This window comes from Photobacterium sp., from assembly GCF_057456235.1.
Genome location: NZ_JBVCPH010000002.1, coordinates 148,647 through 172,640, shown reverse-complemented (window position 1 = coordinate 172,640; position 23,994 = coordinate 148,647). Strand labels below are relative to the sequence as shown.

General features: G+C 46.6%; 16 protein-coding genes and 1 pseudogene. 2 read left to right on the top strand and 15 right to left on the bottom strand.

All coding sequences use genetic code 11. The annotated features are described in order from the left end of the window. Positions 1-106 precede the first annotated feature (106 nt). From AC2204_RS03460 to murQ, 4 genes are all read right to left on the bottom strand, one after another. On the bottom strand, positions 107-1,030 hold the full coding sequence (locus AC2204_RS03460; protein WP_318924096.1) for an aminoimidazole riboside kinase: 924 nt from the start codon (positions 1,028-1,030) through the stop codon (positions 107-109). A gap of 196 nt (positions 1,031-1,226) precedes the next feature. Beyond that, the gene (locus AC2204_RS03455) at positions 1,227-2,141 is read right to left on the bottom strand and encodes a DUF808 domain-containing protein (RefSeq protein ID WP_318924095.1); all 915 of its coding nucleotides are present in this window, start codon (positions 2,139-2,141) and stop codon (positions 1,227-1,229) included. A 93-nt stretch (positions 2,142-2,234) separates the two neighbouring features. Next, positions 2,235-3,392, bottom strand: coding sequence for a YcbX family protein (locus AC2204_RS03450; RefSeq protein ID WP_318924094.1), 1,158 nt, complete (start codon positions 3,390-3,392; stop codon positions 2,235-2,237). Positions 3,393-3,515: 123 nt separating this feature from the next. Beyond that, positions 3,516-4,430, bottom strand: coding sequence for an N-acetylmuramic acid 6-phosphate etherase (gene murQ / locus AC2204_RS03445; protein WP_318924093.1), 915 nt, complete (start codon positions 4,428-4,430; stop codon positions 3,516-3,518). 369 nt (positions 4,431-4,799) lie between these two features. On the opposite strand from murQ, the gene AC2204_RS03440 reads away from it, so the two are divergent. Next, complete coding sequence (locus tag AC2204_RS03440; RefSeq protein WP_318924092.1) at positions 4,800-6,632, top strand: ABC transporter ATP-binding protein; 1,833 nt, start codon at positions 4,800-4,802, stop codon at positions 6,630-6,632. Positions 6,633-6,729: 97 nt separating this feature from the next. Here AC2204_RS03440 and AC2204_RS03435 read toward each other — a convergent pair whose 3' ends face one another. The 7 genes from AC2204_RS03435 to AC2204_RS03405 form a co-directional block, all read right to left on the bottom strand. Then, the gene (locus tag AC2204_RS03435; RefSeq protein ID WP_318924091.1) at positions 6,730-8,016 is read right to left on the bottom strand and encodes an L-cysteine desulfidase family protein; all 1,287 of its coding nucleotides are present in this window, start codon (positions 8,014-8,016) and stop codon (positions 6,730-6,732) included. Between the two features lie 344 nt (positions 8,017-8,360). Further along, positions 8,361-10,883 (bottom strand): EAL domain-containing protein, encoded by a 2,523-nt coding sequence (locus AC2204_RS03430; RefSeq protein WP_318924090.1) that lies wholly within the window; start codon positions 10,881-10,883, stop codon positions 8,361-8,363. 15 nt (positions 10,884-10,898) lie between these two features. Next, positions 10,899-11,852, bottom strand: coding sequence for a phosphate/phosphite/phosphonate ABC transporter substrate-binding protein (locus AC2204_RS03425; protein ID WP_318924089.1), 954 nt, complete (start codon positions 11,850-11,852; stop codon positions 10,899-10,901). Between the two features lie 378 nt (positions 11,853-12,230). Continuing rightward, positions 12,231-13,682, bottom strand: coding sequence for a bifunctional 2-methylcitrate dehydratase/aconitate hydratase (locus AC2204_RS03420; RefSeq protein WP_318924088.1), 1,452 nt, complete (start codon positions 13,680-13,682; stop codon positions 12,231-12,233). An 87-nt stretch (positions 13,683-13,769) separates the two neighbouring features. Next, positions 13,770-14,939 (bottom strand): bifunctional 2-methylcitrate synthase/citrate synthase, encoded by a 1,170-nt coding sequence (gene prpC / locus AC2204_RS03415; RefSeq protein ID WP_318924087.1) that lies wholly within the window; start codon positions 14,937-14,939, stop codon positions 13,770-13,772. Positions 14,940-15,195: 256 nt separating this feature from the next. Then, positions 15,196-16,065: a methylisocitrate lyase gene (gene prpB / locus AC2204_RS03410; protein ID WP_318924086.1), complete on the bottom strand. Its 870-nt coding sequence runs from the start codon at positions 16,063-16,065 to the stop codon at positions 15,196-15,198. A 49-nt stretch (positions 16,066-16,114) separates the two neighbouring features. Next, positions 16,115-16,798, bottom strand: coding sequence for a GntR family transcriptional regulator (locus tag AC2204_RS03405; protein ID WP_318924085.1), 684 nt, complete (start codon positions 16,796-16,798; stop codon positions 16,115-16,117). 342 nt (positions 16,799-17,140) lie between these two features. Between AC2204_RS03405 and AC2204_RS03400 the strand changes: the two genes are divergently transcribed. Then, positions 17,141-17,563, top strand: a complete 423-nt coding sequence (locus AC2204_RS03400; RefSeq protein ID WP_318924084.1) for an Hsp20/alpha crystallin family protein — start codon at positions 17,141-17,143, stop codon at positions 17,561-17,563. Between the two features lie 116 nt (positions 17,564-17,679). On the opposite strand, the gene dbpA is transcribed toward AC2204_RS03400, so the two are convergent. The 4 genes and pseudogenes from dbpA to AC2204_RS03380 all read right to left on the bottom strand — a co-directional run bounded on the left by dbpA (position 17,680) and on the right by AC2204_RS03380 (position 23,479). Continuing rightward, positions 17,680-19,068 carry an ATP-dependent RNA helicase DbpA gene (dbpA, locus tag AC2204_RS03395; protein WP_318924083.1) on the bottom strand — a complete coding sequence of 463 codons (1,389 nt, stop codon included), beginning with the start codon at positions 19,066-19,068 and terminating at the stop codon, positions 17,680-17,682. Positions 19,069-19,181: 113 nt separating this feature from the next. Continuing rightward, a complete protein-coding gene (locus tag AC2204_RS03390) occupies positions 19,182-20,984 on the bottom strand; it encodes a tetratricopeptide repeat-containing diguanylate cyclase (protein ID WP_318924082.1) in 1,803 nt (600 codons plus the stop codon). Between the two features lie 552 nt (positions 20,985-21,536). Continuing rightward, positions 21,537-21,699, bottom strand: a pseudogene (locus tag AC2204_RS03385) (tryptophan--tRNA ligase); the annotation flags it as partial. Positions 21,700-21,973: 274 nt separating this feature from the next. Then, positions 21,974-23,479, bottom strand: coding sequence for a Na+/H+ antiporter NhaC family protein (locus AC2204_RS03380; protein WP_318924081.1), 1,506 nt, complete (start codon positions 23,477-23,479; stop codon positions 21,974-21,976). Positions 23,480-23,994: the final 515 nt, after the last annotated feature.

The window sequence follows — 23,994 nt, the reverse complement described above, 5'->3', positions numbered from 1 at the left end:
AATTGTTTATCAGAGGCTGGTTCGTAATACACGGGCAAACCAGAAAGGCAAGCTTTTCGCTTGCCTTTATATACTGGGTAATACCAATCGATATAATTACAAATAACTAAGCCAAATAGCCAGCTAACTGCTCCGCTGTCGGTAATGCCGTCATCGCACCTTTAGCGGTGGTTGCCAGTGCACCGCACCCATTGGCTTTTTGAATCACAGCCAGTACGTTTTCAGGTAATTGCCAGTCATCACTCATCACTAAACCCGCCAACAAGCCGCCGACAAAAGCATCTCCGGCCCCTGTTGTATCGACTGGGCTGACGGCTTTACCAGTGATCAATTGCTGTTCCTGCCCCTGAACAACTAACGCCCCTTTTTTACCCTGAGTCACAATCACCAAAGGCAACACGTAATTATCTTTCAGCCAGATAAGAGCTGTGGATAAGTCGTCTTGTTCACTCAAAAATAACAACTCATCATCAGAGAATTTCACGACATCAGCCATGGCAACTGCTTCCAGTACAACAGGCTTGAGCTCTGCAGGAGCCCCCCATACTTCTTCACGAAGGTTAGGGTCAAATGAAACAAAACCACCCGCAGCTTTAATCGCAGCCATAGCAGCTAACGTCGTGGAGCGGGATGGCTCATTCGCCAGTGCAATTGAACACGCATGCAGCCATTCACCTTTGCTGAAGCTCGGTACATCTTGTGGCTGAAGGAACTGGTCCGCACTCGGCTTCACCATAAAAGTAAAGCTGCGTTCTCCCTGATCGTCCAAGTCCACAATAACGGTCGATGTACGCTGAGTTTCATCTAACTGCATGTATTGGGTATCAACACCTTCATCAGCCAGCACTTGCTTCATAAAGCGGCCCAACGGATCGTTACCAACACGACCAAAGAAAGCACTGTCGCCACCAAGACGAGAAATAGCAACCGCCACGTTCGCTGGCGCCCCGCCAGGACATTTTTGGTAATGTGTTTCATCATCAGGAATAAGATCTACCACTGCATCACCAGTTACCCACACACGAACCATTTTATGTCTCCAGAAAAATCATTTAATTAATTATTGATCATTATTGCTAAAGCGGTTTAGCTGGGCAATAAAAAATTAGTATTGCCTGAGATAATGTGTGACTACAACAGCAGGACTGTTATCAGGATTTGCTATTTATTATGGCTTGCAAGAATGTTTGTCGCTAAAAAATGCCAGTTAGCATTGCTGACTGGCATTAATACCGGAGGGCGTGCTTTGCCAGCGACACCCCGGCGAGTACTAAAGCACCTGCGACCAAGCCAACAATCACGTTAAGTACTCCGGAAATAATGGAAGAGGATCCCGGTATATTAGCCACTGATTCAGTCAGGAGATCAATTATAATGTGAGAGTTCGGAATACTGTGAACCACAATACCCCCGCCGACCAGGAACATAGCAATCGTGCCGATCACTGCCAGTGACTTCATCAGATAAGGAGCAACACCGACCAGACCGTTGCCAACACTGCGTTTCAGGGTATTTTCTTCACTTTTCTGCACCAGATACAAACCTGCATCGTCAAGTTTCACGATACCTGCCACCAGGCCATACACCCCAGCCGTCATGACAACGGCAATCAAACTGACGACCAGAGCCTGAGTCGCCAGTGGTTGGTTTTGTACGGTTCCCAACGCGATTACAATGATCTCGGCTGAAAGAATAAAGTCAGTGCGGACCGCCCCTTTAACCTTCTCTTTTTCAAACTCTCCAATATTCATCTCAGCGTGTGCCAGTTGCTCACGCTGATTATGCTCTGCTTCAGTTTCATTGCCGTGTAAGAATTTATGGGCAATCTTCTCGAATCCTTCAAAACAGAGAAACAATCCGCCCAACAACAACATCGGAGTTATTAACCATGGTACAACGACACTGATCAACAGAGCCGCTGGCACCAGTATCAGCTTATTCTTAAACGAGCCTTTAGCCACCGCCCAGACAACCGGGAGCTCACGATCTGCCCGCACACCCGACACTTGCTGGGCATTTAAAGCCAGATCATCCCCTAATACACCCGCGGTTTTACGTGCGGCGACCTTCGTCATTAAAGCAACGTCATCTAACACTGTTGCAATATCATCAAGTAGTGTTAGTAAACTTGCACCTGCCACAAGATACTCCCTTTAAGATGAAGGAACTCGGTTCCTAATAAATAGCAAATACCGTCTTCTTTATATTGTAGCGATTGAATAAGGCTTACATTATCAGCTTCTCAGTTCCACATCCGTTTGGGGCACGCAGCAACACGCCAGAACCATGCCATTATCCTTATCTCCCGGCAGTAAAGCGGGCACATCGGGTTGATCGACTTTGCCGGATTCCAGTGTGATTTTACACGCGCCGCATAAACCGGCACGGCAACTGTTGGCTAACATCAGGCCGACATTTTCAGCTTGCTCCAATAATGGCTGCTGGTTATTCCCCTGAAACTGGTTGCCATCAATACTGATCGTGACGTTTTTTGTCTCGTTACTTACAGCACCTGATTCATCAGCGGCAAGCTGAAAATTCTGTTCGCTATTCTCGGGATAGATCTCTTTCGGTTTTGTTTCCAGCACTTCAACAGTATCACCCTCGCGGATGATCCCTTCATTGAGTGCAACCAGATTCTGACCGAAATAAACATTACCAGAATGATCCGCACGGAATCTCGATAAGGTCGCAAGCGGCTCTTTCAAGGCATCAAACTCCGCGGTTTTCGGATTGACCGTCGTCAATATGCAGCGGGCACACGGTTTGACTGCGGAAAATTCCACGTCACCGATACGGATCCGCTTCCAGCTGTCTTCGGCAAAGGCCTCTGTACCTGATACGACAAGATTGGTACGGAACTGATCCATCGTATGATGCTGGCTGCTGCGATCGTTAAGAGCCTCTAATGAGGCTTCGCTGATCACCAATAACGGATAGCCGTCGGCAAAACTGACATTCTGCTGGATTTTTGCTCGCACCCGGTTCGACTGTTCACCGGTATAAAGCAGCCGGACATCAACACCGATAATATGAGAGAACCAGGCATCTGCTCTCGATGAAGTGGTATAGGCGATGAACTGATCGTTCCAGACCTGAGCATTGGTTTCGGCCATGGTGAAATTCGCATACTTCAGCACCAATGGAGACATTCCCGGATAGCTGAGTGTAATACCATGAGACTGCAACGTGGCGGTTACCTTGACCATTTGGGAATATTTGCGGGCAGTGATCATACTGCCGTCTTTCCGGGACACCATAAAACGGCGATCAAAGCAGAGTCCCTGCTTTTCAACCCAAGCTTGCGACAGGCTCAATCCCCCGATGGATTTCACCGGAAACACACTGATCTTGGAGAGAATTGGGAGTTGAGATAAGACTGGCTCATGCATGTTATATCCTTATATTGACAATGATCAGCTAGAGGTACTCTATCGATCTGAACAAATTGCAATCATGAAAACAGATTGGAAACAGGTACCGGTATCACCTGCCGGGGTTGCTTCTGTGATACCTTATTTATGCTTATCTGCCGCACCAACAGCCAGACGTGTAAAGCCGTCGCTATTTTGCAGAAGTTGCTGTGCTTCTTTTGCATTAAGGCTGGCAAGGATCATCACGATGGCTGTTTTGCAGTGACCACCACATGATTGCAGCGCCGCTTCTGCGTCTTCACGTGGACACTCTGTTGCCGCCACCACAATATTCTTCTGACGTTCAACCAATTTGGCATTGGTCGCTTCCACATCAACCATCAAGTTTCCGTAGATCTTGCCAGTACGGATCATCGCCCCGGTGGTCAGCATATTCAGAACCAACTTCTGTGCTGTGCCGGCTTTCATACGAGAAGATCCCGTTACCACTTCAGGGCCGACTACCGGGGTGATACAGATCTCGGCCGCCTCAGTCATCGGGCTTTGCGGGTTGCAACTGATACAGGCAACCGTTGCACCAACCGATTTAGCATAGGCCATTGCACCTAACACATACGGGGTACGCCCGCTTGCCGCGATCCCCACCAATACATCTTTCCGGTTAACGTTGAGCGCTTTCAGATCCTCGGCGCCCAACTCGCGGTTATCTTCTGCGTTTTCGACCGCACTGAAGATCGCTTGGTGCCCTCCCGCAATCAAACCAACGACCTGATCAGGTTTCGTACCATACGTTGGCGGGCACTCACTTGCATCCAGAATACCAAGACGGCCGGAAGTGCCCGCCCCGGCATAGATTAGACGGCCACCTTGCTGAAAGGCAACAGCAATGGCATCGACAACTTTAGCCACTTGCGGCAATGTCTGCTCAACGGCAAGAGCAACTTTTTTATCTTCATCGTTGATCACTTTCAGCATATCCAGCGTCGATAACGTATCAATGTGCTGGCTGGCTTCGTTCCGGCTCTCTGTGATCATCGTGGATAAATCAATTTTCATCACTTTCCCCACTAACAAATATTTTGAGCAATATCTCATAAATAAGATAACGTTTTCAAATTGTTCCCACAAAGGGGATCATTCCCCCCTCCTCTCATCATTGCGATGAGCTTGGTAGCATAAACCGGAATGAACATATGCTATTAACCTACTTGCTATATTCAGACGATATAAACGGCTTCATTACTTAGGATATATAAAAAAGAGCAATCATAATAAAGTCAGATATCCCCTTTCATCACAAGCCTTTACCTTTAGTTATGCGCATTAGATAATTAGTACAGCACTATCTGTTGTACCAGACTGACGCTCAAAAACGACTAAATGAATCAGTTTGGAAAAATACGCCTCTACTCGGAAACACCATTTATGTTGAAATTTTTTGAAAGACTGACATCAGCTTTCCCCCCTCAAGAGCCCGATCAGCCGCCCGAAGGCCTGTTGGATTTCTGCCGTCATTATACCCGCGGATTTGAGCTGCCGTTGTTTGCGATGTCACTACTCAGTGCGCTGATAGCGATAATTGAAGTCTCGCTTTTCGGTTTCATGGGGCAACTTGTCGACTGGCTGAGCAACCATAACCCCGACACATTCCTTGCCGAAGAAGGCGGCAAATTGATGGGCATGGGGCTTATCGTCCTCATTGTTGTCCCATTACTGGTGTTGCTGCATTCATTACTGATGCACCAGACCTTGCTGGGTAACTATCCGATGTCAATCCGCTGGCTGGCACACCGCTACCTGCTTAAACAGAGTGTCTCTTTTTACCAGAACGACTTTGCCGGCCGCATTGCCACCAAAGTGATGCAGACGTCGTTATCTGTCCGCGAAACGGTAATGAAACTGCTGGATGTACTGGTCTACATTACAGTCTACTTCACCTCGATGCTTGTCATGATTGCGCAAGCTGATTACCGCTTAATGTTGCCAATGCTGATCTGGTTAGCGGCTTATATTGGCATTCAGTTGCTATTCGTTCCCAAGCTGAAAGCCGTTTCGACCGAGCAGGCCGATGCCCGTTCATTGATGACGGGCCGTATTGTCGACAGTTATACCAATATCGCGACCGTCAAGCTGTTCTCTCACACTGACCGGGAAACTGAATATGCCGAGCAAGGGATGAACGGCTTCCTTGATACGGTTCACCGCCAAATGCGCCTGGTAACGGGGATTAACATCAGTGTAGAAATTATCAACTATGCATTGGTCTTTGCTATTGCTGCCCTTTCTATCTGGCTATGGACCGGTTCCGCTATCACCATCGGTGCGATTGCGGTCGCTGTCAGCCTGGCCTTACGTATCAACGGAATGTCAAAATGGATCATGTGGGAAATCGGCGGCCTGTTTGAGAATATCGGTACGGTCATTGACGGTATGCGTACCCTGTCAAAACCTGTCGATATCGTCGACAAACCCAATGCTCCGGCACTGACAGTACAATCTGGCGGAATACAGTTTGATAACGTCAGCTTCCACTATGGCGAAAAGAGCGGCGTTATCGAAAAGCTGAACCTGAATATCAAGCCAGGTGAAAAGGTAGGACTGGTAGGTCGATCGGGGGCAGGTAAATCAACAATGGTTAACCTGTTAATGCGTTTCCACGATGTGGAATCGGGGACTATCAGTATTGATGATCAAAACATCGCTGATGTGACTCAGGATTCGCTGCGCGGGCAGATTGGAATGGTGACCCAAGACACCTCACTGCTGCACCGTTCAATCCGTGAAAACATCTTGTATGGCAATCCTGATGCCAGCGAAGAACAATTACTGGCCGCTACCCGACAAGCGCATGCTCATGAGTTTATCACTACGTTGTCCGACCCTTATGGCAACACTGGCTACGATGCCCAGGTTGGCGAGCGCGGCGTCAAACTCTCCGGTGGTCAGCGCCAGCGTATCGCTATTTCGCGGGTATTGCTGAAGAATGCCCCTATTTTGCTATTGGATGAGGCAACCTCAGCACTGGATTCAGAAGTGGAAGCCGCTATTCAGGAGAGCCTGTACGAATTAATGGTGGGAAAAACGGTTATTGCGATTGCTCACCGGTTATCAACCATTGCCGCCATGGATCGCCTGATTGTTCTCGATAAAGGAGAGATTGTCGAACAGGGAACGCATCAGGAATTAATCAACAAGAATGGCATCTACGCTCAGCTCTGGGCGCATCAGACAGGCGGTTTCATTGGTAGTGATGTCTGATTAGTAACTAATTAACTCAACAACAATCAACTGAATCAAAAGGCTCCGACATACCGGAGCCTTTTAAATTGGCCACAGATACAAGGTAAAGACACTTTTATTTATGTACCATGATATCTAAGATCTGTACGTCGGTTTGAGTCATTGAGCCGTTGGCTAACGCGGAAAGATTACGAATCGAGGTATCAACATCGTCTGCCACTATCCCTTCATTCCCTGTTACCCGGATACCATCGAGCGCCATCAATGCGGCTTTTACAGCAGCACCGGCCGATGACGAGACCTTCATGGCACAACTGGCTTTGGCTCCATCACAGATAATACCAGCAATATCACCAATCATACTGCAGATAGCATTACTGACTTTGTCAAAATCACCGCCAAGCAACCAGGTCATCCCAGCCACCGCTCCCATCGATGCGGTGGTCGCACCGCATAGTGCTGAAAGTTTGTTTTGATGGCTTTTAATATAAATAGCCATTAAATGGGATAACATTAATGCGCGGATCGTTTTCTCTTGATCGGCGTTCAGGAAATCAGCGACCACAACCACAGGCATTGTTGCCGCAATGCCCTGGTTACCCGAACCTGAATTGCTCATCGCCGGTTTCATGGCACCATCCATGCGAGCATCGGATGCGGCCGACGTACGGCGAAGCACATCGGTAAGCAAGCCACCAGATAATAACCCCCGGTCAACATTGCGCTGGAACGTGGCACCAATTTGTAGGCCATATTTACCCGCTAATCCCTCAACAGATAATGCGTCATTGAGTTCATAAGCTTGCTCAATAAAACGAAGATCCTCTAGTGGCGCATGCAGTGCAAAATCGTAAATATCTTCCGCCAGTGCTTCTGTAAACGGGTTAACAGACTTATTGTTTGCATCTGTTGTAACAGCTTCCGCGATATACGTTGTAATGCCATTTTCTTCAATAGCCACAACACGGGTATGGCTGTCAGCAATAGTGACCGAGACAAATTCAGCACCGCTCTTGACGGTCACTTTTGCATACAAAATATTGCTGACACCAGCAACGCCAACCGAGACACAATCAGCATCAATCAGTGCCTTCGCCTCAGACACATCTTGAGGCGTAATATGTTTAAGCACTTCCAGATTCGCTTTTGCATCACCAGCCAATGCACCAACCGCCGCAGCAATAGGCAATCCCACCATTCCGGTACCGGGAACGCCGACACCCATACCGTTTTTCATCAGGTTTGGCGAAACTAACGCCGTGATTTTTTCGGGCTTGCCATTGAGCCTTTCCCTCGCAATTGCCGCAGCTAATGCAACCGAAACAGGCTCGGTACAGCCCAAAGCCGGAACAACTTCTCGCTTAACCACACTAATGAAACTATTCCAAAGATGCGTTTTCATTTTTTCACCTTAATGCGCACAAAGCTGAGGTGATTCACTGACCGCCCTCAACGGTTGCTTAACCTATATTTTTGCAAAGGGCAGCCCTTAGCTTTCTATGGCATTAATATACGGTGTCTTCAGAGGAAGATTTTCGCTTTATTTGCTATAAATAAAGCGAGTTATAGAAAAATTTTCTCCAATATAGATACTTGATAGGTGGATTGTTACAGGGATCACAGTTTATGCATTTCACCTCGCTCACTTTTTACCCACTATCGATACAGGGCAAGCGCTAATAAGGAAAGAACGCCCCACTGAAAAAACCAAATAACTGAACGCTTTAAAACTACTTTGATGAAGTATTAGTCTGTCTGGTCAATCGATGGCAAAACAAGGTTTTGCTTATTCAGCAGCTCAGTAAACTCTTCAGGTAGTAAAGGATGGCTAAAATAATAACCTTGTAACTCATCGCAATATTTATCGACTAAATACGCCATCTGCAGTTTAGTCTCAACACCTTCTGCGATGACCTTAAGTCCTAAGCTGTGAGCCATGGCAATAATGGCTAAGACAATGGCACAGTCATCACCATTCTGGGGAATATCACTGACGAATGCTCGGTCAATTTTAAGTCGATCGATAGGAAAACGTTTGAGATAACTCAGATTGGAATAGCCCGTACCAAAATCATCAATGGCTAAATCGACTCCCATATATTTGATTTTTCGCATACATTCAATCGCATGTTCAACATTACGAAACAACATACTTTCGGTGATTTCCAATTCCAGATAATGAGGAGCCAGGCCTGTTTCCTGCAAAATATCCGCGATCATCCTGGCTAAATTAGCTTGCTCAAATTGCCGGGCTGAGAGGTTGACGGCTATGCGCATGGCTGGATACCCCAATTGCTGCCACTTTTTAGCCTGCTTGCAGGCCGTTCTAAGCACCCATTCACCGATGGGAATAATCAACCCGGCCTGCTCAGCGATGGGAATAAAAGTCTCAGGCGGTATGCTTCCCATAATGGGGTGATTCCAACGCAGCAGAGCTTCGGATCCGACGATTGTATTCGTGCTCGGACTAACCTGTGGTTGATAAACCAACTGGAATTCATTATTAGCCAATGCACTGTGTAATGACTGCTCTATGGCCAGGTGATTGAGATCACCTATACCCATTGCAGCATTATAAAATTGATAACACCCTTTACCATTGTGTTTGGCTTTGTGCAAAGCTGTATCGGCAAACTTAAACAGGTTTTCTATATCAGTACCATCATTGGGAAAAAGCGCAATACCGATACTACAGCTAATAGAAATGCTGTAACCCGTAAGCTGGAAAGGCTCTGCCAGCGCCTTTAGCAGTCGCTTGGCAATAAGCGATGGAATTTCAGAGTGACACAGATGGGGAAGAAGAATGGTAAATTCATCTCCGCCCAGCCGAGCCGTGATCAAATCTTCATCCAGAGAGGATCTGCCACCGATATTGGACAAGCGCAAAGTCCCGCTCAGGCGCTGACCTACCGCTTTTAGCAACATATCGCCGACGGCGTGCCCCAATGTGTCATTGATGCGCTTAAAGTTATCCAGATCAAGAAAAAGTACCGCAGCTAAAGACTGATCGTTCTGGGCTTTTAGCAGTGCTTGCTCTGCCAGGATCTTGAAGTGGTAGCGGTTTGATAACCCGGTGAGGCCATCGGTTTCTGCCAGTCGGCGGATCTCAGCCTCAGCCTGCTTTAGTTTTGTAATATCATGAAAAACATAGAGCGTTTCACCGCGAAATCCATTCAAAGAACCTAATTGGGTTACCGAAAATAAGACCTGTTTATGGCCGTTATTCCCCCTCAGAATCAAACCTAATTGACTCATAATTGCACCATCGCGCTCTATCGTCTGAGTCAGAATATCTCTTTCACTTTCATTTAAATCGAGAAATTCCAATGGCTTCAGTTCCGACAATTCCGATTCCGTCACATCCAGCAAAGCGGTAACCGCCGGATTAACCATCCGGACTTTTCCTGATGCGTTCGTCACCATAACGGCATCTTGCATACTTTGCAGGACTTGATCCAACTGATCCCGGGTAATAATCGTCCTTTTCAGATCATCGACCATGGTGCGATAAGCCGTCGCCAAATCGCCAATTTCGTCATTACGATTAACGTCAATCTTCGCTTCATAGTCACCACGACCGACACGAAGCAGCTGCTTAGTCAAGTTAACAATCGGGGCACTCAGGCGCCGGGATAAAAACAGAGAAGCGAACAAAGACAACACGATAAAGACAGTACCCATTATTAACAGTGACTGCTGACTTTCACGCGTAATCGATTGCCCGTTAGTAAGAAGTACCGCTTTAAGGTTATCGAGCTGAGTGGCCAGTGATGTGAGGGGCAATGAGAAATAAATACCGCCAACGGCCTCGTCATACATCCGCACAGGGGCAAAAAAATGGATAGAATTAACATCATAATGAGAAATAAGCTTATCAGGTATGGCCTTTAGGTCAGAATGCAACGCCAGAATATTACTGCTGCTCAGTTTCACCTCTGACGTACCATCGTGCAAAACTGAACCGGTTTGATCATAAACATAAATTTGCGCAAGAGCATACTCGGCAGAGAGCGCATGGATGAACTCACCAATCGCGTCGACATCTTGCAATATTAGCGGGTTGGTAAGAGCACTGGCACTCATTGCTGCAAGCTGATGGCCACGTTGTTCATACTGATCGATAATAGCCAGACGTAATACACGCTCGCTTTCCAGCCTCATATTGTCAATGCCCTTATCTACCTGGTGACTAAGAATCACTGATATCATACTGAACATAAACAAGAGCAGCAGACTAATAACAATAAAGTACTGATAGCGAATACGCATAATAGCTCTCTTTAACTATAGTGGTAAGTCATGCTTTTTCAGTTGCTCATCAAATAATGCTAATTCGCCCTCTTCTAATAATTCATACCCGGTAACACCTCGGTAGCGTTTTAATTCTTTAACGTCTTCGGGATCATTGGCTACCGCGAGTAATACATTTTTAATTGCACGTTTGAGCGGCTCTGACAAATCACTTCGGACGGCCCAAACCGCCCGTGGGAATGGTTCCGTACGGTAGAATATACGGAGTTTTTGCTTGAGTCCCTCAGGGATATATTTAGGATCATTCCAGTCGCGACTGCTGATGGTTCCAGCCTGCACCCATTCAGAGGACACCCACTGAGCAATATTGACTTCTTTTTTCGCAAAGAGGTAGCCAATATGGGTTTGTTCCGGAGAGACTTCTCTGCTGTCTATCTCAACCAAAGGCAAGCCCTGGGATTCGAGTACCATCCGGGGAATAAAATACGAGGGGGTTGAGTGCAGAGTTTCGAAAGCGATTCTTTTTCCAAGCAGATCAGAAAGCTCGTTAATATCACTCGACTTACTGGTTACAAAGAGTGTCTGGTAATTTTTCATGCCATTACGCCACTCCTTAAACAACAACTCGGCACCCGCTTGCTCTTTAAGCACAAGGGCGGTGTACACAGCGGCAGGTACAATATCGACCTTGCCATCACGCACATACTCACTCATCTGCTGCTGACTTGTTGCAAAAACCACCTCCCAGTCAGATACGCCAGCCTGATTAAGACGTTTAACTAAAAAGTCTCCGAGGGTCTTGTATTTGGGGTAGTCTTTCCGCGGATTGACCGAGATGCGCCCCAGTTTCAGGACATAGCCCTTTGCAGGGGCAACAAAACCTGCTTGGTTAGTCTCAGTATCAGCCTGTACAGGCATGCCAATCAAGCACATCGTGATCACAATAGGCAGAGTACGAAAGATACAACGAAGCGAACCGATTTCCATTCCAGTCTCCTTTTATTAAGGTTGATCAATCATCGAAAAAGTCTAAGTGCTCGTGGCCCCATTTCAATTAAAGCCCCGAGTTACAAGTTATACGACGGCAAGAGATAAAATAACTAGACAGTTTAATCGTGTGCTGTTTACGATTAAGATTACCAAACCTCATTTATATACTAGTTCCAACATTTTGATTTTGACCAATATAAATTGAAAATAATCACTATAACTTCATATTCATCAATAGAACCATTAATGAGACTTCTGTCATTATGCCCAACAATATTGACACCCTAAAATACAACGTTGCAACAATAAAAAGTATTTCAAATAACCCCGATCAAACGAGGTTATACCCATTAGGCACAGGCAAGCGTGCCTTGCTTAGTTGATGACAAACAGATCCATAAACTCATTAACCGACGTAGCTTCAAGCTTGGCCTGATCGCAACACAAATCGACTATTTTCTGGCAGGTTTGCGCCGGGAATCGGGTCTGCAGGTTACGCTTGAATTTGCGTTCCAGCACCGGGATCCCTTCTTCACGGCGGCGACGGTGACCTATCGGATACTCCACCGCAACTTTTTCAGTAGCGGTGCCATCACTGAAAAACACCTGAATGGCATTGGCAATGGATCGCTTATCCGATTCCAGGTATTCCGCGCTGTAACGGGGATCTTCTTTTATGTCCATCTTGTTGCGCAGCACATCAATGCGGGCATCACTACGGTGGAAATCATCTTCATAATGCTCAGCAATTAAATCGCCGTGCAGCAGCGGAACCGCAATCATGTACTGCAGGCAGTGATCGCGATCGGCGGGGTTGGCCAGATCCCCCGATTTTGAAATGATCCGAATGGCCGATTCATGTGTCGTCACTTCAATGCGGTCGATCTCATCAATACGATCTTTGACTTGTTCATGCAGCTGAACCGCACACTCCACCGCGGTCTGCGCATGAAACTCCGCCGGGAATGAAATCTTGAACAAGACATTGTCCATAACATAGCTGCCAAATGACTGGTTGACTTTAAACTGATCGCCTTTGAACAGCACATCGTAATACCCCCATTGAGGTGCAGTCAGTACTGATGGCAGCCCCATCTCCCCTTTCATGGTGATCATTGCCAGGCGAACGGCACGGGAGGTGGCATCGCCTGCCGCCCACGATTTACGGGAACCGGCATTCGGAGCATGGCGATAGGTCCGCAATGAGCACCCATCGACCCATGCCTGAGACACCGCGTCGATGATCTGCTCTTTGCTGCCACCCAGCATTTTCGTCACCACTGCCGTTGAGGCAACGCGCACCAGCAACACATGGTCGAGTCCTACGCGGTTATAGCTGTTTTCCAGTGCCAGCACGCCCTGAATTTCATGAGCCTTGATCATTGCCGTCAGTACATCACGCATAGTGAGCGCCGCTTTGCCTTGAGATACGGCGACCCGGCTCAGGTAATCGGCGGTTGCCAGAATACCGCCGAGGTTGTCAGAGGGGTGGCCCCACTCAGCTGCCAGCCAGGTATCGTTGAAGTCAAGCCAGCGAATAATGCAGCCGATGTTGAAAGCCGCCATGACCGGATCGAGTTCATGGGAGGTTCCCGGAACGCGCGCCCCGTGACGTACCGTCGTTCCCGGCACAATCGGTCCGAGGTGCTTGGTACACTCAGGAAAACGCAGCGCTAACAAGCCGCAGCCTAAAGTATCGATCAAGCAGTTACGGGCGGTATCGTATACGTCTGGTGAATTGATTTCTGTATTGGCAACATAATCGGCAATTTGCACTAACAGTTCATCAGGTGCCGGACGTTCATTCATTTCGACATTCATGTTCATGGTTTACTTCCCTATTCATTATTCCCATTGGCTTATCTGATCGGTGGCCGGATATAGTCTGGCGATGATCATTGTTCAGAAAAGGCATTACTCGGCAGAGGTTCGCTGCTCTATCGGTAGCCAGTCCTGGTGATCTGGCCCTTGGTAATCGGCACTCGGTCGAATAATGCGATTATTTGCTCGTTGCTCAAACACATGGGCAGCCCAGCCGGTTACGCGACTCATGACAAACATGGGGGTAAATAATTTGGTTGGGATCCCCATAAAGTGATAAGCCGAGGCATGGAAAAAGTCCGCATTCGCAAACAAGTCTTTCTCTCGCTTCATCACCTGTTCGACACGTTCAGAGACCGCGAACAGATGCGTATCACCCACATCTTGCGCCAACTTGCGAGACCACTCTTTAATCAGCGCATTACGCGGATCGGATTGACGATAGATGGCATGGCCAAAGCCCATGATCTTGGCTTTGTTGGCCAGCATCTGCATGATCCCTGCTTCAGCCTCGTCTGCACTTTGCCACTGTTCAATCATTGCCATCGCAGCTTCGTTCGCACCGCCATGTAACGGGCCACGTAAGCTCCCGATGGCAGCGGTAATACAGGAGTGTATGTCCGATAACGTCGAGGCACATACCCTTGCTGTAAACGTCGAGGCATTAAACTCATGCTCGGCATATAGCACGAGTGAACAGTGCATGGCTTGCTTATGCAGCTCAGAGGGTGCTTTGTCCGTCAGCATTTCGAGAAAATACCCGCCAATGGTGTCCTGCACACTGCTTGCGGTATCGATGCGTACCCCATGATGGCTATATCGGTACCAGTAACAGATGATTGCCGGTAGCATTGCCAGCAGGGTATCGGCCTTTTCGCCCTGCTCGGAGAAGTCCATTTCCTGATCGAGATTACCCAGCATAGAGCAACCGGTTCGCATGACATCCATTGGATGAGCATCCGCCGGAATGACCTCTAATACCTGACACAAGGCCGACGGCAAGCCACGAATTCTTTTCAGTGCCCGCTTATAATGATCTAATTCACTTTGCGTCGGCAGTTTGCCTTTTAACAGTAAATACGCGATTTCTTCGAATTCAGCATGGTGCGCTAAATCCGTAATATCATAACCGCGGTAGGTTAACCCCGAGCCCGTTTTACCGACGGTACATAGCGCTGTTGACCCCGCGCTTTGACCGCGTAATCCGGCACTATTGGTGATTGCTTTGTCCTTATGGCTATCAACTACGGCTATTGCAGGCATAGCAGGCTCCTTTCATAGTTTCACATTATTGGATCACAGCCTTCATCTCGCTACTATCTCGTTTATCTCTAAATCGCAGGTATAAAGAGCTGTAATAGCTTCGTAATGAATAGCTACAAATTAATTGGATTAAATTAAATTTTTAGTCTTTCCGCATTCGCAGATATTTTTACTATTTTATTGTTCAGGTTATTTCGAGTTAAATAAGCTCTTATTCTATGACTCTAGCTCTATTTAAATAAATTGTTGGATTTAATTATTTCCCGCTAAATAACTTATCAAGCTTCTGTTCATAATCGTGATAACCAAGATAATAATAAAGTTGTTCACGGGTTTGCATCTGATCAACCACATTACGTTGATGACCATCTTTAATTAAATGTTGGTACACATTCAGTGCCGCCTGATTCATAGCACGGAACGCCGATAACGGATACAACACCATGTCAACGCCACATTCAGCCAGTTCGTCGCCAGTGAACAACGGCGTCTGACCAAATTCGGTAATATTCGCCAGAATCGGCACCTTCACCGCATCAGAAAACTGCTGATACTGTTCGAGGCTATTAATTGCCTCCGGGAAAATCATGTCGGCACCCGCTTCGACACAGGCAATAGCACGCTCAATCGCGGCCTCCATACCTTCCACTGCCAGCGCATCGGTACGCGCCATAATCACGAAGTCATCATTGCTGCGGGCATCAACCGCGGCTTTGATACGGTCGACCATTTCTTCCTGACTGACGATGGCTTTATTCGGACGGTGGCCACAGCGCTTCTGCGCCACCTGATCTTCGATGTGGATTGCGGCAGCACCGGCACGTTCCATTTCCTTGATGGTACGCGCGATATTAAACGCGCCGCCAAAACCGGTGTCGATATCCACCAGGAGCGGTAAGTGGGTCGCGGCAGTGATACGGCGGACATCTTCTAGTACATCATTCAGGGTCGTGATACCGAGATCAGGCAGGCCATAGGAGGCATTGGCAATACCGCCGCCCGATAGGTAAATTGCCTGGTGCCCGACCTGCTCAGCCATCATCGCGCAATAAGGGTTAACAGTGCCTACAACTTGTAATGGATGGTTCTGTGCAACCGCATTCCGGAAGCGTTTCCCTGGGCTCATGATACTCTCTCCTTATCATCATAATTGTCATGATTACAGTCATCGTCAATTAACCAGCCTGTGTTAATTGCCGCTCAATCAGTTGGCGGCTGCGCATGATATGGCGGCGCATCAGCATTTCTGCCAGCTCGCCGTCGCGTTCGCGTATTGCCGCAAGAATATGGCGATGTTCGCCCAGCGCTTTTGCCGGACGAGAATGCTGTCGCGGTGACTGGAACCGGTACATGCGAAGCAGGTGATAGAGCTCGTCACACAACAGACCAATCAGTTTGGTGTTTCGACTCGCTTTGATAATTCGGTAATGGAAATCAAAATCACCTTGCTGGTAGAAATAAGAGGCACCGTCAACTTGTTCGATATGACGCTGATGCTGTTCTAACAGTTCCTGCAATGCATCAATTTCATCCTCAGTGATATTGATACAGGCTAAGCGTGCAGCCATACCTTCCAGCGCTTCGCGCACCGCATAAATTTCAATTAACTTGTGCTGACTCAACTCGACCACTGTGGCACCAACGTGGGGAACCCGCTCAACCAGACCCAGTGATTCCACCCGCATCATGGCTTCGCGCAACGGCCCACGGCTGACACCAAAACAGCGCGCCAATTCGGGCTCGGAAATTTTACTGCCCGCCGGATATTCACCGCTAACGATAGATTCAATCAGGCGATCGGTCAGATCCTCTGATTTTGTCAGTTCTTTGGTGACCCCATTAACATTTTTAGGTGTCATATGCCGCCCAACGTGTCGAAAGCCATCAAGGTTACATCGTGTATACTCATTCAGACTGTCAACAACTGCTCGATTAATGAACAAAAATAGCGCTAAAACTGAACTTATTCAAGCTAATTGTTAACAATCTGTATCTATGGTGATGTTTTTTTGTTGGCGACGTGAGGTTTTAGCGAGAGTCAAAAAGAAAAGTAAATCAATCCGTTTATTATATTTTGTGTTTAAAATCTGTTCCTTAAAGAATTTTGACCTTAATCAATTTATGGTTGTTTTTCGTCTTTGATTAACAATCATATACTAGACTTTAGATGCGTTAACTACTACATCGGATTGGAGGCAAGTATGAGCTTAGTTCCTCGTGACTCCTGGTTTGATTTCCCTCAGATTTTTGACAATGCATTCCCAATGCTAAGGCCAAAATTTGATACCGAGATGATGACACCACGAGTTGATATTGTTGAGAAAGAAAAAGCCTACGAAATAACAGCAGAACTACCTGGGGTGAATAAAAAAGATGTCTCTTTGCAGGTAAATGAAGGCTCTCTGATCATAGAAGCCACCACGCAAAAAGAAAGTGAAGAGAAGAAACATGGGAAAGTTATCCGGCAAGAACGCTGCACCGGTAAATTTATGCGCAGTTTCTATCTTGGCCAGAATATTCAGCAAGATCATATTCATGCTGAATTTCAAAATGGTTTACTAAAAGTTCTGGTACCCAAAGTTCAACCAAGCCAATCTCAAGCAACCAAAATCGAAGTGAAATAAGTATAAATTGAGTTAATAAAAACATGGGGACAATGGCTGATATTTCCATCAGCCTTTTTTTGAAAGCACAAAGCCCGCTAAAACTATGCGGGCTTTTCTTGGGTATAGCAGTGGAATTAACCGCGGATCTGGCGAACTCGGAACGAACGTCCCTTCAATTTACCATTTTCGAGCTTCTTAAGCGCATCGCGTACTGATTCGCTCTTAACCGCAACATAGGCGAAGTTATCAAAGATCTGGATTTTACCCACTTGTGCCCCGGCAATACCATTATCACCCGTTAACGCACCTAAAATGTCACCCGGGCGAACTTTCTGTCTTTTACCGCCGTCAATCTGAAGGGTCGTCATCACTGGACGGAATGTCGGCTGCTCAAGCAGACTCATCGGAGGCAGAGCTTCACCTTCGATGGTCTTATCTAAATAATCTTCCAGCAAAGCGACTTTATAGTGTTCTTTTTCACTGAACAGAGAGCATGCAACGCCTTTGCTGCCTGCACGGCCAGTACGGCCAATACGGTGGACATGCACTTCAGTATCACGAGCAAGGTGGTAGTTGATAACAGCGTCAAGCGAGTCGATATCCAGACCACGAGCGGCCACATCGGTGGCAACAAGCACTGATGCGCTTTTATTAGCAAAACGAACTAACGTCTGGTCACGTTCACGCTGCTCTAAATCACCATGTAAGGCGATGGAGCTAAAACCGTAGTCGACCAAATCATCAGACACTTCCTGAGCTTCACGCTTGGTATTACAAAATACTACCGCTGATTCCGGACGGTGTTGCAGCAGCAACAGGCGCAGGGCGGTCAAGCGTTGTTCGTTACCTTCAACCTTGTAGAAATGCTGCTGAATACTGCTGTCGTCATGGGTCGCTTCAACTTTCGCCATTACCGGTTTAAACATAATCCGATCAGCAATCGACTTAATTTGATCCGGGTATGTCGCGCTGAAAAGTAAAGTCTGGCGCTGCTTTGGCGCTGCATCAATGATCGCATCCAATGCGTCCTGAAAGCCCATTTCAAGCATGCGATCAGCTTCATCTAATATCAGCATTTCCAGATCGTCTAAGTTCAGCGTTCCTTTACGGACGTGCTCTTCAATACGGCCAGGGGTACCGACAATAATATGTGCACCGTGTTCAAGCGAACCAATCTGCGGGCCGAATGGCATGCCGCCACATAAAGTCAGTACTTTAATGTTATGGATGGTTCGTGCCAGTTTTCGGATCTCTTTGGCGACCTGATCAGCCAGTTCACGAGTAGGACAAAGTACCAGAGACTGAACACGGAAACGCTTAACATTCAGCTTTTCTAACAGGCCAAGACCGAAGGCTGCTGTTTTACCAGAGCCCGTTTTACCCTGGGCGATAACATCTTTGCCCGCAAGGATGTGCGGCAGGCTCTGTGCCTGGATCGGAGTCATCGCCTCATAACCAAGGGAAGAGATATTTTTTAGCAAATCAGAATGCAGGTTAAGGGTTGAAAAAGCAGTTTGGCTCAAGGTAATTGTCCTATTAGTCTTTGCTGAACGCGAAAATACGGTTTACAAGGGCTGCGACACTACCAGTTTATGCTGCGCTAGACAATGGATGTGATGTTTTTACCTCGACGAGATTATGCGCTGACTAGCTTCACGCAATTTCGGCCTGACGATTTGGCAGCATAGAGTGCCTTATCAGCCATATTCAGTAACTCATCCCATTCATTGATCATGACGTCAATGGTTATCGCGACGGCCCCTATCGAAACCGTCACCTCCAGATCTCCTCCGCTGGTCTTAACAGGCACTGTAGCAATGGACTCACGCAGGCGGTTTAATATGAGTTCAGCGTCTAGATCAGGCTTGAGTTCCAGCACCAAGACAAATTCCTCACCGCCCCAGCGAATCACGAGGTCATTACTGCGAGCACTCGCCTTCAGTCGACGGGCAACGTCGACAAGTACCTGATCACCTGAATCATGGCCCCAGCGATCATTGACAAGCTTAAAATGATCCAAGTCCAACGCCACTAACAAATAGTGATAGGGCGATGATCGGCCATCATTGCCCGCAGACTCCAGCCACTGCTCCAGATACCGGCGGTTGTGCAAGCCCGTCAGTGGATCCTGTAGCGACTGAGTCGCTAAAGTTGCATTCGACTGCTGCAGCTGGGTGTTATCCTTGCTGATATTGCTATAGCGCCGATAAAAAATATAAAGCAACAGAACAGAAAAAGCAGCCGCAAGGATCCATAGCTTCTCGCGCGCTTGCTGCTCAGCTAACCGAGCTGTATTTAATTCATTATCTGATTTCAACAAGGCTATCTCACGCTCTCTCGCTTCTGCTTCATAGCTTACTTGCAATGCAAACAGCTCTTTGCGTCGCTCATTAAACAGATATTCCCTACCTTCAGTCGAATGCTGCCTGTAATACTGCAAAGCACGTTGGTAATCGCCAGACGCTTCATAAATATCAGCGATCAGCTCACTGACCTCCATATAGTTCTTCTGATCTTGCAGCTGGTTAAATAACTCAAGCGCCTGCAACGCAATCTCGGCGGCTTTTTGTAACTCTCCCCGCATTAGATAGGCTTTTGCCAGAGACTCATTGCAATGGGCCACCCCTGATCTGTCCGATATTTCGGTTGCCAGTTCCAGGCAGCGAAAAGAGTTAGCCAATGCCGCTTTAATCTCATTGTCCTTAAGCTGCATTGTGATGAGATTGTTCAGAGCCGCCAGTTGCAAAAACTTGGCACCCGTCTGCTCAAACAGTCTCACCGCTTCTCTAATATGCTCGGCTTCCTGTTCCGGTTGATCAAAGTGCCGGGCAATAATACCGGCGTTAACATGCAGCATAGCTTTGAGGTTGGGGTTATCACATCCATCCCCCTCAATCAGGCGGAACGCTCTTTGATTATATTTCTTAGCGCTGTTCCACTCTTGCAGGCGAAAATAGACCGTCGATATATTTGAAAGCACCTTAGAAGACTCAATATCATCAGATTGCTCGCTGAAGGTTTTCAATGCTGAACGATAATCATCCATCGCCATGATATATTGAGACCGTTCGACGTAAATGTTGGCTCTCCACTTGAGGGCGCGGGCCAACAGATGCGAATAGTCCGACGTCTCCGCAATTTCAATGACCTGATCGATAAATTCCAGCCCTTCATCAAACTTACTTTGTTTTATTAAAATAATAACAGACTCAAGCAAGGCTTCACCAACCATCCAGTCCTGGCCCTGACGTTCACCCAGTACTTTAAGATCATCGATATATTGTTCGGCAGAAACTTCATGTGTCCCCAGCGCATTCTCTAACTTGAACAAAATAAGGTAGTAAAGTGCCAAGCGGAAACCTTCACCATGCTCAATTTGTTTCATTGGCAGTAATTTCAGTTTTTTCTGGGCTTCATCCGGCTGAGTGTCAGCCTGCATGTAAATGTCCAGTAGATCCCGATCCTGCGGTGCGGCCTTACTGGTCAAAAACTCAAAATCAGAAGAGGATGCCGAGGTGGTTTGAGCGAACACCGGGCAAAAATAGAATAGGGAAATTGCTACAAGGGCAGCACTCCAGAGTGTTTTTTTTATTGTATGGGGTTTAGGCATAGAGTGAAGGAAGCAAATAATTAATAAGCTATCTTCATGATCCATCGCTAGAGAGTCAACTGTCCCCTAAAGAACAGACAATTGGACGGTGTACACTATTATTTCCATCGCCTGCCTGTAAGGCAGGCGAAATATATGATGTATGTACATCGATTCGTTTTCCTTCAACCAACACGGCCTTGCGCCCTCGGTTTCTAAGCCAAAAGGCTTACATAATCCTAGTGCTGCCATATTGTTAGAGTGAACATCTAGCTCTAATCGAGTAAGATTCACCTTAGCATCACAATACGAAATCAAGTGCTCCATCAAGAAACGACGGACACCTTAGCCTCGGGAGCATCAGCACACAGCTTTCCGAGTCTAACTCTTGAAATCGTTTGATCAGAGAATGTTCAGACCAAAAGTATCCTTAACATCAGAGAGCACTCGTTGTGTTTTTTCTCGAGAAACTTGGCTGCCCCCCAGACAAAATTTCGATGAGTTAAGCCTTATCACCTAGATACTCAGCCCTCTTTTTCCAGATCGGTCTTAGGATCTCTTGTAAGAAGCGTCTATCCCAGAAACAGTGAAATACGGTATTCGCTCTTTCATCGATGGTCCTTATCATGCGTTGGTTCAAAATATCGACCGTTCTGTGGTTGATCACTGTAATCACTATGATCCAAGTGTTGCAACAGCCCCCCTATAATTCACCTCATTAAGGATTTTACTCACTTAATTCAGTGTCTGAAGCTGCTGGGAAAGATCATATTCAACATTACACTCTGCCTCTACAGGCTTTAACCAAACATTGGCTTAGAGGAGAACATACATAACGGCTAATTTGAGGATACCAACGAATAATTACGTTGATACACTTTAGCAAATGTAAACACCAGTACGATTTGAGCGACGATTGAAATAATAAAGATAACTGGTGATTCATAAATCCCAGCTAAGACAAAACTTCCCAAAGCAATAGCGCCATTAAGCAAGGCATAAGGGAGCTGAGTGCGGAAGTGTTCAAATTGGTCACAGCCTGAACCTGTAGATGAAAGAATGGTCGTTTCTGATATTGGTGAGCAATGATCACCAAATAACCCGCCAGATAATACTGCACCGATACAGGCAAATAGAGGCGCATCTATCGCAAATGAGGTAGGAATCACTAATGGCATCATAATAGCGAACGTGCCCCAAGAGGATCCGGTCGCAAAAGAGATAATTGCAGAGAACAAAAATGCAACCGCAGGGACTAACCAAGAAGGAAAACCTGCCTGAGCTTGCTCGGCAATATAGGCCGCTGTACCCAGTTCTTTACCGACGCTGCTGAGAGTCCAGGCCAATATCAAAATGATCGCCACTTGCATCATATTACCCATACCCTTGAGGTAAACGTTAATGCCATCGCCTAGTGAACGAACTCTGTAATAAGCCATCAAACTAATAAGCGTAATGGCGGCAAAGAAATAAGCGCTAGATAAAGCTGCGCGGAACACCGAGCCAGATACTTTCTGAAAAGGGAAACCAAGAGGAGCTAACATAGTGACCAACACCACCGCCATCACTAACAAAGGCCCCCACACAAACGACGCTTTTGAATTTTTATGCACAAATACATTGAGCGATGTCGCGTCATTTCCGGTTACCTCCCCTTGCTTTGCATCCATTTCAGCTCGAGCCATTGGCCCGAAGTCCAATGCCTTAAGTGCCACTAAAGGCACGATAGCAATAGCTAAAATCGCATAAAATTGATAAGGAATCGCACCAATAAACGCATCCCAATCGGAGACGTTTGCGTTAAGAGCAGTAAACTCTTTTTGCAATAACCCCATAATGTAAACTCCCCAACCAATGAAAGGAATCAAAATGGCGACAGGAGAAGACGTGGAGTCAATAATAAATGCTAATTTCTGACGAGAGACTTTCAGTTTGTCAAACAACGGCCTAAACACCGGCCCAACAATTAATGGCGTACCAAGATCCGAGAAGAAAATGAAAATCCCACCAAACCAAGCGGATACCTGGGCTCTACACTTTGAATCAACCCAATGAGTCACCTTTTTTGCAAAAGCATGCCCACCACCAGACTGCTCCATCAGCGCGACAAAACCACCGATAAACACCAATAAAACGATCACGCCCGCATTATAACTGTCCGTGAGTTGTGGCACCAAATGCCCTTTCACCATGACTCCGAATGTATCAAGAGGGTGCCAGCCATTAAGCATAAACACCCCACTAAGCACACCCGCAAAAAGCCCAATAACCACGTTTCGAGTAGTAAGAGACAAAGCCAACGTAATTACGATGGGTATTAACGAGCTTAGATCTGTCTGTTCCATATATATTCCCTTTTCAAAACGATCCAACCTGCCGCATTGAGATGTGATTTTTAATTCGTTATTTACGAATATATATTTAGATAGAATGAATGTATAGCCTATGGCAGTAAATAATTTTGCTTTGGCTAAGAAATCTGGTGTTTACATCCAAGCAGAAGGCAGCGCTTTCTAACCGTCGTGAATGGAAAGGGTAGGTGAGTTTATAAGAAACGTAATGAAACGCTGTTACTGGAATTGACCATAAAATCCGTGAAACGTCTCTGCTTGTGTGAGTGAAATTAAGGTCGATTCGGCGGTATTTTTGAGATCAACAAATTTTCTGACTAACTCGTTCTATTTTCCTTACTATTTTTGAAGTCCGTCACACTCTACTATTTGTGTAAATCGAAACGAAGTCTGAACCGTAAAGGTAAAGGGATTACTCCTAAGATGGAATGACAGGTTTTCAACACTGCAAAAACATTTAATATTATAAAAGTGGAGATAAACATGAAAAATCCTGTACTTATAGTAAC